Below are 13440 nucleotides of genomic sequence, written 5' to 3' on the forward strand. Positions count from 1 at the left end.
CTTACGATAGCACGGTCAGTTGCACGACCGTGGCATCAACCAAAATCTTGCCGGCATGGGGAAACATGACCGTTACCCGGTGCCCGATGGCGGACTGCACCTGCCCTTCGCCCCATTCCGGGTGATCGGGGTGGCTTACGAGTTGCCCCGGCACAAGAAATGAACGGAAGGAAGGGGTGGCCATTATATCGCGCGGTTCCTGCATGGGGGTCATGACCGGCATATCGGACCGGTGCGGGTCTTATTAAACCCCATGGCCCGGCATTCAACAAAAAAACCGCCTGCGCTGGACATACCCAGCCCGGCCACGGAGCATCAAGCGTATAAGACGGACGTTTCTGGTCAGGGCAGTTTCAATGGGGAGTGGCGTGGTGGGAAAAATCGGGCAGCGTCACGCCAGATCGCGCCAGTTGCGCCGAAAGTGCTGCCGTCAGCCGGTCCAGCGCGGCCTGTGTCGTTCCTTCCGCCCGTGCGACAAGGGATGCCTGCGTATTGGACGCGCGTAGCAGCCACCAGCCATCCGGCGTGCTGACACGCACGCCATCAATATCGCATACAGTGGCGCCAGCCTGTTCCAGCCGGGTGGCGACTTCCGCAATCACGTCGAATTTGCGCATATCGGGACAGGGAAAACGCAGTTCGGGGGTGGAAACGGTATGGGGTAATGCACGCCGTACTGCCGATAGCGGACCGTCCAGCCGGGAGACGACATCCAGCAGCCGGAGCGCGGCATATAGCGCGTCGTCAAATCCGTACCACCTGTCGGCAAAGAAAATATGCCCCGACATCTCGCCTGCCAGCAATGCGCCGGTTTCGGCCATCCTTGTCTTCATCTGCGAATGGCCGGATTTCCACATGCAGGGCTGGCCGCCGCTACGCGTGATTTCATCAAACACCACCTGACTGGTCTTGATGTCGGCAATGATGGTTGCACCGGGGTGGTCACGCAGCATGTCGCGTGCGAGGATCATCAGAAGCTGGTCCGCCAACAGGATTTCGCCCGTATCGTCCACCACGCCCAGACGGTCCGCATCCCCGTCAAAGGCAATGCCAAGGTCGGCCCTGTCCTGACGGACGGCCGCAATCATCTGCTGCAGGTTTGCGGGGATGGTCGGGTCAGGATGATGGGCAGGGAAATGGCCGTCAATCGCGGCATTCAGCACGCGGTGGCGTCCCGGCAGGCGCCTTACCAGAAGCGACAGCACATCGCCCGCGGCCCCGTTGCCACAATCCCATATGACATTTAGCGGGCGGGTATCGCCCCTACGGTCGCGCAGCAGCCGGTCGATATACGCGCCTTTTACTTCCAGCGTGCGGGTCGTGCCGGGCTTATGTGCCCCGATATTGCCCGTGGCGGCCATCTGCCCCAGCATCTGGATCTGCGGGCCGAAGAATGGCCTGTTGGCCAGGACGAGCTTGAAACCGTTATGATCAGGCGGGTTATGGCTGCCCGTAACCATGATCGCCCCGTCCGCATTTAGCTGGGCAGAGGCAAAATACAGCATGGGTGTGGGACCGCAGCCAATGCGGACCACGTCCATGCCGGACGCCATGGCCCCCTCCACCAGGGCACGTTCGAGAGAGGGGGACGAGAGGCGTCCGTCATATCCGATGACGACAGTGCTGCCGCCATCACCGGCCACGACGTTACCGAACGTGCGGCCGATGGCATAGGCGTCTTCCGGGCCGATCGTCCTGCCGACCGTCCCGCGGATGTCATATTCCCGCAGGCTGGTCGGATCAAAACGGTGCCGGAAGATCACTTGTATTTCGTAAGGAATTCACGCACGCCCGGCGCCAGTTCTTCACGCTCCAGCGCGAATGCGATCTGCGCTTCCAGGAAGCCGATCTTGCTGCCGCAGTCGAAACGCTTGCCTTCGTAGCGATAGCCGTGGAACGGCACGTGGCCGATTGTCTTGGCCATGGCATCGGTCAGCTGCACTTCGCCACCGGCACCCTTTTCCAGCTTGGCAAGGTGCTTCAGCACGTCGGCGGTCAGCACGTAACGGCCAATGACGGACAGGGTGGACGGTGCGTCCTTCGGGTCGGGCTTTTCAACCAGGCCCTTGACCTCGACGGTCTTGCCATCATCCTTGCCAACGTCAAGGATACCGTAGCTGCCGGTCTGTTCACGCGGGACTTCGGTCACGGCCAGAACGTTGCCGCCGGTCTTGTTGTAGACTTCAACCAGCTGGCCGATGCACGACTTCTTGCTCTGCACCACGTCATCAGGCAGCAGGATGGCGAACGGGTCGTTGCCAATGAATTCGCGCGCGCACCAGATGGCATGGCCCAGGCCCAGCGGTTCCTGCTGGCGCACGGACAGCATGGAGCCCGGGGTGACGCGGGTGGCTTCCAGCGCCTTCAGCGCGGAGGCCTTCTTGCGGGCCTTCAGCGTGTCTTCCAGCTCGTAGGAGATATCGAAATAGTCGATCAGGGAATCCTTGCCCCGGCTGGAAACGAGGCAGAATTCCTCGATCCCTGCTTCGCGTGCTTCATCGATTGCATACTGGATCAGCGGACGGTCGACGACGGTCAGCATTTCCTTGGGCACGCACTTGGTTGCGGGCAGAAAGCGCGTTCCAAGACCGGCAACCGGCAATACGGCTTTTTTAAGGGGCTTAATCACTAATATTTACCTCAAGATGCATGACAGAAACAGGCAATACCGACTGATGCCCCGTTTCCATAATGAAAACAGGTAACAGGGTGTTACCAGATGGCAATGATGTAGCGTGCTTTATCAGGACCAAACATGATTTAAATCACGATTCCTCCAGCACGCCAGCACCCGCTGCCGATATGACACCTTTTGTAACCATTCGCGCGGCGCGTCAGGTTGCCTGTGGATGTTCATACCATCTGAGATAAATACCTGCCGTTTGTGCGGAAATATTGTGACTTTTTTATGACATGAAGCATCCCGCTCCATGCCGCCCCTGCATGCCACATGTGCGAAACAGGCCAATTTCGGCCGCGGGATACCTGCCGTCCACGGACGCAGGCGCGTGCAGACACCCTACCCCGATGGGGAGATGTGGAGCGTTTCGTCAGTTTTCAGGAAAATCAGGTTGGTGCGGCCAAGAAGACTCGAACTTCCACGGGGTTTCCCCCACAAGCACCTCAAGCTTGCGCGTCTACCATTCCGCCATGGCCGCAACGTGACAACGATGATCGACTGGGCGATACCGTCATGACGATGAAGGGGCGTATAACCGATGGAGGGCGCGTGGGCAATGACTGAAAACGAGTTTTTATGGCATAGGGCGGCAAATCTGGTGCCCTACCCCACCGCGCTTGCGGAAATGGAGGCCCAGGCCCGTGGCATACGCGCCGGCAGCGCACCTGAACGCGTCTGGCTGCTGGAACATCCCCCCACCTATACCGCCGGGACATCAGCAAAGGATTCGGACCTGTTCAATCCGCGCGGCTATCCTACCTATCCTGCCGGGCGCGGCGGGCAGTGGACGTATCACGGGCCGGGGCAGCGGGTGGCCTATGCCATGCTGGACCTGACCCGGGCGCACGGCATGGCGCCAGCGCGTGACCTGCGGGCCTATGTCCATACGCTGGAGGAATGGATCATCCGCACATTGCGCCATTTTGACGTGGTGGGCGAACGCCGCGCGGACCGCATCGGGGTCTGGGTGGTCGATCCCGCCACGGGGCGCGAGGAAAAGATCGCGGCCATTGGCGTACGTGTCTCGCGCTGGGTCAGCTGGCATGGAATCGCGATCAACGTCGCCCCAGACCTCAGCGATTTTGGTGGAATCGTGCCCTGCGGCATTAGCGAATACGGTGTCACCAGCCTGGCGAAGCTGGGCAAGGCTGTCAGTATGGACGAAGTGGACGCGGCCCTTGCGGCCACGTGGCCCGAATGCTTCGGCCCGATTCCCGGCACGCAGGAGGGCGCCCCACGCGCCGGGTAACGTCTAGTTGCTGGCCAACAGGGTAAACATTGCGTCAGGCCATGGCTGGCCGCTGACGGTGGTGTCCGTCAGGTCGAGGCGGATGTGCTGGCGTTCCACATCCGTCATCTCGATCACCAGCAGCGACAGCCTGCCGCCGATATCGGAAAAGCCAAGCGTCAGAATCCCTTGTGATTCGCTGTCGCGTCGCGCCAGCGAAACCTGCAGGCTGTTCTGCCCATGCTGCACCGCTGTTACCGCGATCTGTCCCGACAGGTGCACGGGCTGTTCCAGCAGCAGGCCAAGCGGCTGGTGGCCTAGCGACATGCGGGTGACCGATTCGCGGCGGTGGTCCACGAACAGAAGGTGCCCACTGGCCGCAACCAGCTTCATTGATCCCGGTGTTTCGTAATCCAGCCGCAGGCGGCCCGGATCGTAATGCATGACCCCCTGCCCCTTTCCGCCATCGGGCCAGGTCTGCACGAAATTGGCCTGCAGCCCGTTTGATGTATTGAGATAGGCCTCGACCCGCGCGATGTCCGCCTGCTGGTCGGGTGCCTGCTGGACGGGCGTTCCGGCGCATGCGGCCAGCAGGGTCAGCAGGCCGCCCATCATCAACCGCCGCGTGGCGAAGGGAAAGGCGGGCTTCATGCCGCGTCCATCCGCGCCTGTTCCTGTGGCGTGCGCAGCACGAGCGACAGGGCATGCATGCCGCCCGCGAACTCGTCCGCCAGCAGGTCATGCACCACGCGCGATCGCTGCACCCGGCCCATCTGGTCGAATGCAGGGCTGACAATCAGCACGTTGTAGTGGCTTTCCCCTGCCTGTACGCCATTATCGCGCACGTGGACGTGATGGGCGTGGCGGGCGCTGTCGTCATGTATGCGCAGTTCCACGGGGGCGAGATGTTCGCGTATGATGCGTTCGATCCGTCCGGCCCGGCCGGTTGCTTGCTGTTCCATTGGCGGCTCCATGATAGCGGGATCATTCATTGCACAGCTTCGCTCTTGCACGAAGCATGAACAGGCGCACATAACGACAATGATGAAGAGAAGGAACACCCGGCACCGCGCCTTTGACCCCGAACCCGACGCGCCTGATCGCTGCTGTGACATGCATGGCTGCGACCAGCCGGCGGGTTACCGCGCCCCGCGTTCGCGCGATGCGTTGAACAAGTATTTCTGGTTCTGCCTTCAGCATGTCCGGGAATACAACGCAAACTGGGACTTCTACCGCGGCATGACCCCCGGCCAGATCGAGGCGCATATCCGTGCCGATGCGTCCTGGAACCGGCCGTCATGGAAACTGGGACAGGGCAACGCCGCCCATGCCTTCAGCGAGGAGGAGGTGCTTGACCCGCTCGACCTGCTGAAGGGGGCTGCAAAGGCGCGTGCACGAAGCCGCGCGCGCCAGCGGCGCGAAGAAGACAGCCGGGCGGAGGCACCACAGGCGCTGAAATACCCGCTGGGCGTGCTGGACCTTGGCTGGCCGGTATCCATGGATGAACTCAAGTCCCGGTACAAGGACCTTGCGCGCCGACATCACCCCGACACCAATGGGGGGGACCGCAAGGCGGAAGAACGGTTCAAGGGCATCAATATCGCCTATGCCACGGTGCGCGCCCATCTTGTCGCCACTGCCGGGCGCGATGGCATGGCCCGCAGCGCCTGACGGGCTGCCCACGGAAACCGTGCACTGGCTGATCGTTACATGTCAGCCTATAACTCCATGACCCGATATGCCGCGCCCTGCGCTGTCATGGCGGGCCAGAACAGATGAAGCGACGGACGAGAAAAAGCAGATGAACGAACCCGCAGACCTGATAACCGCCGCAGCGGACGCCAATGGCACGCCGCTTCCCGATATTTCGGCCGTGTCCGCACCCGACCTGCAGGTTTCGGCGCGGGACGTGTTCGGTATCGACAGCGACATGAAGGTTCCCGCCTTCTCGGTCCGGACCGATCATGTGCCCGATATCGACCCGTCCTACAAATTCGACCATGACACCACGCTGGCCATCCTCGCAGGGTTTGCCTTTAACCGCCGCGTCATGGTTCAGGGTTATCACGGCACGGGCAAGTCGTCCCATATCGAGCAGGTTGCGGCCCGGCTGAACTGGCCCAGCGTGCGCATCAACCTCGACAGCCACATCTCGCGTATCGACCTGATCGGCAAGGACGCGATCGTGCTGAAGGATGGCCAGCAGATCACCGAATTCCGCGAAGGTCTGCTGCCGTGGGGCCTGCAGCACCCCTGCGCGCTGGTGTTTGACGAATACGATGCCGGCCGTCCCGACGTGATGTTCGTGATCCAGCGCGTTCTGGAAATCGAGGGGCACCTGACCCTTCTGGACCAGAACCGCGTGATCCGTCCCCATCCGTTCTTCCGCCTGTTCGCGACTGCCAATACGGTCGGTCTGGGCGATACCACGGGGCTGTACCATGGCACGCAGCAGATCAACCAGGGCCAGATGGACCGCTGGAACATCGTCACCACGCTGAATTACCTGCCCCATGCGCAGGAAACGGCCATCGTGATGGGCAAGATGGGCATTGATCCCAAAAAGGACGAAGCCGGGCGCAGGCGGGTGGAAAGCATGGTCGCACTGGCGGATCTGACGCGTTCGGGCTTTATCGCGGGGGATATTTCCACCGTCATGTCACCGCGCACGGTCATAAGCTGGGCCGAGAACTATCGTATCTTCAACGATCTTGCCTTCGCGTTCCGCGTTACTTTCCTCAACAAATGTGACGAGGCGGAACGCCCGACGGTGGCGGAATATTACCAGCGCTGCTTCAACGCCAGTCCGCTGGCGCCCAGGGGCTGATGACAGGGCAGGCACGGCATGCGTGAAAACCGGAAAAAACCTCCCACCCCTCAGGACGGGCAGGATGCCCGTCGGGCCGAAGGCTTCAAGCGTGCGACGGTAGGCGCAGTACGCGCGCTGGGCGGTCAGGCGCAGGCCGAGGTCTCGTTCCTCAACGGGCCGGTGCCGTCCGGGGCGTCGGTTACCGGCACGCATGTCCGCCTGCCCCAGCCCTCGCGGCAGATGACGGATGCGGACATGACCCGCATGCGTGGCGCGGCCGATTCCGCTGCCCTGCGCCTGCGTCACCATGACGTGGCGCTGCATGCCAGCGCCATGCCCCCTGCAGGCGAAGCGCGCGAGGTATATGACGCGCTGGAACAGGCGCGTGTCGAAAGCCTTGGGGCGCGGCACATGGCGGGTGTTGCCGCCAACCTTGATGCCCGTCTGGCGCAGGAATGCGCGGATATGGGGCTGGATCGCCTGTCCAGCCATACAAAGCTGCCAACGCCGCTTGCCCTTGGCCTGCTGGCGCGTGAGCGGATGTCCGGCCGTCCCCTGCCTGCATCCATGCGTACCCTTATGAAGGCGTGGTCCGATGATCTGCCACCAGCCGCCCTGCGCGCGCTGGATGAAATGGTGGAGCGGCAGGACAGCCAGCATGATTTCGCGCAGGCCGCGCGCAGGCTGCTTATGGCGTGCGACCTGATGCAGCAGGAAACCACGCCCGATGAGGCGGCCGACGATGGCACGGCCGAAGCCGAGGCCGCCAGCAGCGATGACGAGGAGCAGACGGACGACGCAACGCCCGAGCCCCAGGACGAAGGGCCGGAGGAAGATGACAATTCCCTGCCCATGCAGATGTCCCAGGGCACAGGTGCAGGTGATGAGGACCCCGATGACGGGGAACAGGGCGGATCGGCCAGCGGGTCGGAAGAAGCAGGCGGCCCGGGTGAGGACGCGGCGGAAGAGGAAGATGTTCTCCCGTCCTATCACGCATTCACCACTGTGTATGACGAGGAAATCGCCGCCGAAGATCTGTGCGATGCGGAAGAACTGTTCCGCCTGCGGCAGACGCTGGACCAGCAGCTTGTCAGCATGCAGGGTGTGGTGTCCAAGCTGGCCAACCGGTTGCAGCGCAAGCTCATGGCGCAGCAGACACGGGCGTGGGAATTCGACCTTGAGGAAGGGATGCTCGACGCGGGTCGCCTGTCGCGCATCGTGGTCAATCCCATGCTGTCCCTGTCGTACAAGCGCGAACGCGATACCGATTTCCGCGATACGGTCGTCACCCTGCTGATCGACAATTCAGGGTCCATGCGCGGGCGGCCGATTTCAGTGGCCGCCATGTGTGGTGACATCCTTGCCCGTACGCTGGAACGCTGCGCGGTGAAAGTGGAAGTGCTGGGCTTTACCACCCGTGCATGGAAAGGGGGCCGCAGTCGCGAACTGTGGACGCAGGAAGGCAAGCCCGAAAATCCCGGGCGGCTGAATGACCTGCGCCATATCATCTACAAGGCCGCCGACATGCCGTGGCGGCGCGCGCGGCGCAATCTTGGCCTGATGCTGCGCGAGGGGCTGCTGAAGGAAAACATTGATGGGGAGGCCCTGCTGTGGGCGCAGCGGCGTCTTGCCACACGTGCGGAAGGCAGGCGTATCCTCATGGTGATTTCCGATGGCGCGCCCGTGGATGACAGTACGCTGTCGGCCAATCCGGGATCATATCTGGAAAATCACCTGCGCGAGGTCATTGCCCATATCGAAAACCGCACCAGTACCGAACTGCTGGCCATTGGCATCGGTCATGACGTGACGCGGTATTACCGCCGCGCCGTGACCATTACCGACCCCGAGGAACTGGGCGGCACGATGATGAAGAAGCTGTCTGAACTGTTTGAGGAAGAAGCCACGCGCGGTCGCAGGCGCGGCGGTTAGGCCCCTGCCCCACTCCGGCGTATGGAGCGGGGCTTTTTTTAACCTAACTGCGGCATAAGAAGTGTTTGGTGAAGCTTTTTTGCAAAAAGCTTCAAAAAACACCGCCTTCCTGAAAAAAGCGGCCCCAGAAACTTCTTTAATTTTCTCTCAACAGCGTTTTAGTCCGCCGTCAGCCTGCGGTCCGCAAGGTCCAGCAGCGCATCCAGCATATGGTCCACATCAGCATTGGTGGTGCGGTGGTTGACGATGGCCGCACGGATGGCCTTGCGCCCGTTGATGATGGTGGTCGAAGGGGCCGCGATCCCGCTTTCATGCAGGTCCTTCACCACCTCCCCGTTGAAATGGTCAAGGTCCTCCACGGGGGCGATGATGCGGAAGCACACGATATTCAGCGTAACCGGGGCCAGCAGTTCCAGGCGCGCATTGGCCTCGACACGTGCGGCAAGGTGCCGGGCGATGGCGCAGCAGTTGGCGATCATCCGGCCCATGCCATCCGCACCATAGGTGCCCAGCGTCATCCACACCTTCAGCGCGCGGAACCCGCGTGACAGGTCGGGGCCAAGGTCGCAGTACCATGGCGCATTGGTGGCAAGTCCGCGGTCCTCACGCGCAAGGTAGGCGCGCGACTGCGCGAAGGCTGCGGCCTGCGCACCGGGGCGACGGACAAGGATGCAGCCCGCGTCGTACTGCACCTGCGCCCATTTATGGAAATCGAAGGCCACGCTGTCCGCGCGTTCCAGTCCCCGCAGGCCGGGCCGCAGCGTATCGGACAGCATGGCCAGCGCGCCGAATGCGCCATCGACATGGAACCAGATGTTTTCACGTGCCGCGATATCGGCCAGGGTGTTCAGGTCGTCGATCGCCCCGGTATCCACAGTGCCTGCCGTGCCGATCACCATGAACGGTTCCAGCCCCGCCGCGCGGTCGCGGGCAATGGCGCGCTCCAGTTCGGGCAGGATCATGCAGTTGTCCGCATCCACCGGAATGACGCGCAGGGCATCGGTGCCAAGGCCGGTCAGGTCGAACGCCCGTGAAATACAGCCATGTGCGGTCGCGGCGGCATATCCCACCAGCCTGCGCGTGCCCACGCCCTTGGCGCGCATGTCCAGCCCGTCGGGCACGGCACGGCTGGCGGTAATGACGGCAATCATGTTCGCCATGGATGACCCGGTCACCAGCAGTCCCGTGGTGGTGTCGGGAAAGCCGCACATTTCCGCAGCCCAGCGGATGACTTCGCGCTCGACCTCGATCGGGGCGTGGTCGCGGCCACCGCAATTCGCGTTCAGCCCGCCAACCAGCAGTTCCGACAGCATGCCGACCGCAGTGCCGCCGCCATGCACCCAGCCCATGAAACCGGGATGCACATTGCCGGTGGAATAGGGTTCGACCAGTTCGCGAAAACGGGCGTACAGCTCTTCCGGCGGGGTCGGATCATGCGGCAGACCGGTGCGAAGCCGCGCACGCAGGGCGTCGGGCATAGGCTGCCAGACCGGGCGGTCGCGCAGGGTGGACAGGCGGTCGATCATATCATCCACCATCTGATGGCCCAGGGCGCGCAGCCCATCCCAGTTGTCCGGATCCAGTCCTGTCATCTCTCTCCACCATATCCTGCGGTTGCAAGGCCCGTCTGGCCTGTCTGGCGTGCCCTACATACCGGGCCGCGCGTGTGGGCGCGAGGGGGAAAGGATGCAATCAGTCTCCATCCCCTTCCGCACCCGTGCGTCGCGCCAGGGTGGCGCATACGAAAAGCTGGACCTGATGGTAGATCATGAGCGGCATGACAATCAGCCCGACATCGCGGGGTGAAAACAGCACGCTGGCAATCGGCACGCCCGATGCCAGCGATTTCTTGGACCCGCAGAATATGATGGCAATCCGGTCGGCGCGGGGAAAACGGCACAGTCGCCCCGCCATCATGGTCAGCCCCAGCACGATTGCCAGCAGTCCGGCATCCACCACTCCCACCCGACCAAGCTGCAGCGGCGGCAGTCGGTGCCACAGTCCTTGCGTCACGGCTTCGCTGAAGGCGGTATAGACCACCACGAGGATCGATCCCCTGTCGGAAAAGGACAGCAGCTTTTTGTGCCTGTGCGCCCATGCCCCGATCCATGGCTGGGCCACCTGCCCCGCGATGAAGGGGACCAGCAGCTGCAGCACGATGGGCATGATCCCGCCGCCACTACCCGTGCCATGCCGGCCAAACACGATCCCTACCAGAAGTGGCGTCAGGAAAATGCCCAGTATGTTGGACAGGGTGGCCGAACAGATGGCGGCGGCCACATTGCCCCGTGCAATCGAGGTAAAGGCGATGGAGGACTGCACTGTTGATGGCAGGCAGCACAGGAACAGCACGCCCGTCCACATGGGCGCATCCAGCATGCCCGGCAGTGCCGCATGCAGCGCCATGCCCAGCAGGGGAAACATGACAAACGTGCATGACAGGATGGCAAGATGGAGTCGCCACCCCAGCATTCCCTCCATGACCGCGCGACGGGACAGGCGCGCGCCCTGCAGGAAAAACATGTTCGCGATCATGATGATGGCAAGGATATTGAAGACCCTGACCCCATCCCCGCGACAGGGCAGCACGCTTGCCAGCGCTACGGTGGTCAGCAGGCAGGCAAGGAAGGAATCAATCCGGCGCAGCATGGCGGCGTGGGCATGGCTGTTTCATCATGGCGGTGGGCATATCATACCCGATTGCATCCGGCGCGTAATCACGCCAACTTGTGCCGCAAATGAAGACATTATTCATCACTACCGCCCTCGCCGTCCTGTCCTGCATCGGGCCGGCCGGGGCCACGGCCCTGCCAGCCACATGCGGCCATGTGCAGGTGGGCAGCAGTCAGCCCCATGGCAATGGTGCCCTTGCGGGGCACGGCTACGACCTGTCGCTGGCTGGGGATGCGGACCAGACATTCCATGCCACCGACATTGCGGCCAGTGGCACCGGGCTGCCCCCGCAGGCGCTGCGGGATATGGAGGATGTGGCCTCTCTCGTCATGCTGGCGACGCTGACGGGTCATCATTCACAGGGATGTTCGCAGGATTATTTCGTATCCGCCGCCACCCCGATCATGGAAGGGCTGCGTGCGGGCCACAGTTATGACCTGACATGGCAGGGCGGCCTGCTGACCAGTGGTCAGACAAAACTGTCCTTCCGTCGCGCGCACCTGCATCTGGCGGGTGCCGCAAGCGGTAGCGCCCCGGCCACGCTGACGCTGGATACGCAGGGCATTGGCATTACCGGCACGCATAACACGCTGCTGGCCAGTGCCCTGCCGCAGCAGGCAGCGGCCAATGCATCCGTACCCGGGGAGTCACTGGTGCCGCTGGCTGCCGCCATTACCGGCCATCCGCCCGAAAACGTGCGCGTGCCCCTGCATGTGGCGTCCCTGACCGCGCAGCGCGGCGCCATGCAGATTACCGGCAATGGCGATGCCAACCTGACAGGCAATACCGACGCGTCATCCGCCACTGGACACATACAGGTGCAGAACCTTGATGCCGTGATCGAGACCCTGCGCAATGCGGGTCAGACGCGGGCCAGCGCCGCGCTGATCCTGGCCAAGCTGTTCGGGCATAAAGCGCCGTCGGGCGGCACGTCGTGGGATGTCAGCTGGGAGGGCGGGGTCATGACCGTCAATCATATTCCCCTTCCCATCCGCTAGATCCCTGTCCGCACAGCGTGTCGCTCCCGTTCTGTGGCCGGGACGCGGCAGGCGGGTGCGCGACTGAGGGATCTTTTTGGTAAAGCTTTTTTCAAAAAGCTTCCGGACGCGCCATCTCTTTGAAAAAACGCCTTCCGGGACTCCTGCATACAGACTGTTTCACCCATGTGGCGCCGCAAGGAAGGGTCCGACCGCCTGCAGGTACTGCTGGGGCTGTTCAATCGCTGGTCCATGCCCGCATGCAGGGATTACAGCCAGCTTTGCGCCCGGTATGCGTGCTGCGAAATCCTGACCATCAGCCAGCGGTACGATCTGGTCGTCCTGTCCCCAGACCACAAGCGTGGGGATGGTGATGCGTGTCATCTGTTCATCGAGGAAGGTCGCCGGGTCATTGATGTTATGAAGCAGGCTGTCCTGTGTGTACTGCGTGCCTTCGGCAAGACGGGTTTCGAAAGCGTTTTCCACCACCGCGTCGGTAATCAGGGCATGGTTGTGGAACAGCGTGCCCAGTCCGGTGCGCGTGCCTTCGATGGACAGGGCATGGCTGAAGGGCGGTGTGCCCTTGCTGAATAGACTCCGGTGGCCGGCCGCATCGGTCAGCACCAGCTTTTCGGGGCGGAGCATGGCGGGATTGTTTTCCGCCTCGACGGCATACAGACCCGCAATCCAGCCACCCAGCGATTCACCGGCGAGCATGAAATGCGTGACGTGGCGGGCTTTCAGGAAGCCATCAAGCATATCCACCCATGTCTGCACCCCGTAGGCGATCATGGGCTTGGCCGACTGCCCGAAGCCAAGCTGGTCCATGGCCAGAACATGGTAATGCCGGGCCAGTTCAGGAATGACCTTGCCCCAGTCGAAACGGGCATTGCTGCCCAGACCATGCACCAGAACCAGGTCAGGTCCGTGTCCCGCTTCGATAAAGCGGATCGTCTGCCCATGTACCTGGACGGTCTGCATGACATCAGCTGCCTGCGCGTGTGGCACGGTGCATATCGTGCCGCAGGCCAGCGCAAGGGCTGCCGTCAGGCAGCGGATCGTTTTGGGGATCATATCATTCCATCCTTTTTCCTGCACCACGGACGTGCCGTGGCCATGGCCTTACCCGTCAGGAAAATAG

The 13440-nt window shown here is 62.5% G+C and carries 14 protein-coding genes and 1 tRNA gene; 5 read left to right on the plus strand and 10 right to left on the minus strand.

What is annotated here, in order from left to right; genetic code table 11:
• Position 1 precedes the first annotated feature (1 nt).
• The 4 genes from CFR80_RS05000 to CFR80_RS05015 form a co-directional block, all read right to left on the minus strand.
• A complete protein-coding gene (locus tag CFR80_RS05000) occupies positions 2 to 223 on the minus strand; it encodes a DUF3553 domain-containing protein (protein WP_010513444.1) in 222 nt (73 codons plus the stop codon).
• A 130-nt stretch (positions 224 to 353) separates the two neighbouring features.
• A complete protein-coding gene (gene pgmG, locus CFR80_RS05005; RefSeq protein WP_010513443.1) occupies positions 354 to 1763 on the minus strand; it encodes a phosphoglucomutase/phosphomannomutase PgmG in 1410 nt (469 codons plus the stop codon).
• Entirely contained in the window at positions 1760 to 2629 is an 870-nt protein-coding gene (galU, locus tag CFR80_RS05010; RefSeq protein WP_029329297.1) for a UTP--glucose-1-phosphate uridylyltransferase GalU, read from the minus strand. Before galU ends, pgmG begins: the two co-directional genes overlap by 4 nt.
• Positions 2630 to 3072: 443 nt before the next feature.
• A tRNA-Leu gene (locus CFR80_RS05015) sits at positions 3073 to 3158 on the minus strand.
• A gap of 60 nt (positions 3159 to 3218) precedes the next feature.
• Between CFR80_RS05015 and lipB the strand changes: the two genes are divergently transcribed.
• Entirely contained in the window at positions 3219 to 3929 is a 711-nt protein-coding gene (gene lipB, locus CFR80_RS05020; protein ID WP_042658774.1) for a lipoyl(octanoyl) transferase LipB, read from the plus strand.
• A gap of 3 nt (positions 3930 to 3932) precedes the next feature.
• Here the strand turns inward: lipB and CFR80_RS05025 are convergent, their stop codons facing one another.
• Both CFR80_RS05025 and CFR80_RS05030 read right to left on the minus strand, forming a co-directional pair.
• The gene (locus CFR80_RS05025; protein ID WP_110507126.1) at positions 3933 to 4559 is read right to left on the minus strand and encodes a LolA family protein; all 627 of its coding nucleotides are present in this window, start codon (positions 4557 to 4559) and stop codon (positions 3933 to 3935) included.
• Entirely contained in the window at positions 4556 to 4870 is a 315-nt protein-coding gene (locus CFR80_RS05030) for a BolA family protein (RefSeq protein ID WP_029329296.1), read from the minus strand. The genes CFR80_RS05025 and CFR80_RS05030 overlap by 4 nt, the downstream gene beginning before the upstream one ends.
• Before the next feature lie 79 nt (positions 4871 to 4949).
• Between CFR80_RS05030 and CFR80_RS05035 the strand changes: the two genes are divergently transcribed.
• The 3 genes from CFR80_RS05035 (at position 4950) to CFR80_RS05045 (ending at position 8649) form a co-directional block, all read left to right on the plus strand.
• Entirely contained in the window at positions 4950 to 5579 is a 630-nt protein-coding gene (locus tag CFR80_RS05035) for a J domain-containing protein (RefSeq protein WP_010513438.1), read from the plus strand.
• A gap of 130 nt (positions 5580 to 5709) precedes the next feature.
• Positions 5710 to 6735 carry a cobaltochelatase subunit CobS gene (cobS, locus tag CFR80_RS05040; RefSeq protein ID WP_010513437.1) on the plus strand — a complete coding sequence of 342 codons (1026 nt, stop codon included), beginning with the start codon at positions 5710 to 5712 and terminating at the stop codon, positions 6733 to 6735.
• 18 nt (positions 6736 to 6753) lie between these two features.
• A complete protein-coding gene (locus CFR80_RS05045) occupies positions 6754 to 8649 on the plus strand; it encodes a cobaltochelatase CobT-related protein (protein ID WP_110507127.1) in 1896 nt (631 codons plus the stop codon).
• 158 nt (positions 8650 to 8807) lie between these two features.
• On the opposite strand, the gene CFR80_RS05050 is transcribed toward CFR80_RS05045, so the two are convergent.
• From CFR80_RS05050 to CFR80_RS20125, 3 genes are all read right to left on the minus strand, one after another.
• Complete coding sequence (locus CFR80_RS05050; protein ID WP_010513435.1) at positions 8808 to 10241, minus strand: pyridoxal phosphate-dependent decarboxylase family protein; 1434 nt, start codon at positions 10239 to 10241, stop codon at positions 8808 to 8810.
• 100 nt (positions 10242 to 10341) lie between these two features.
• Positions 10342 to 11298, minus strand: coding sequence for a bile acid:sodium symporter family protein (locus tag CFR80_RS05055; RefSeq protein ID WP_010513434.1), 957 nt, complete (start codon positions 11296 to 11298; stop codon positions 10342 to 10344).
• Between the two features lie 98 nt (positions 11299 to 11396).
• Entirely contained in the window at positions 11397 to 11678 is a 282-nt protein-coding gene (locus tag CFR80_RS20125; RefSeq protein WP_373636457.1) for a hypothetical protein, read from the minus strand.
• A gap of 297 nt (positions 11679 to 11975) precedes the next feature.
• On the opposite strand from CFR80_RS20125, the gene CFR80_RS20130 reads away from it, so the two are divergent.
• Positions 11976 to 12320 carry a hypothetical protein gene (locus CFR80_RS20130; RefSeq protein ID WP_373636458.1) on the plus strand — a complete coding sequence of 115 codons (345 nt, stop codon included), beginning with the start codon at positions 11976 to 11978 and terminating at the stop codon, positions 12318 to 12320.
• A gap of 159 nt (positions 12321 to 12479) precedes the next feature.
• On the opposite strand, the gene CFR80_RS05065 is transcribed toward CFR80_RS20130, so the two are convergent.
• Complete coding sequence (locus tag CFR80_RS05065; RefSeq protein ID WP_110507140.1) at positions 12480 to 13373, minus strand: alpha/beta fold hydrolase; 894 nt, start codon at positions 13371 to 13373, stop codon at positions 12480 to 12482.
• Positions 13374 to 13440 lie beyond the last annotated feature (67 nt).

Source organism: Komagataeibacter oboediens (assembly GCF_003207815.1).
GTDB lineage: Bacteria > Pseudomonadota > Alphaproteobacteria > Acetobacterales > Acetobacteraceae > Komagataeibacter > Komagataeibacter oboediens.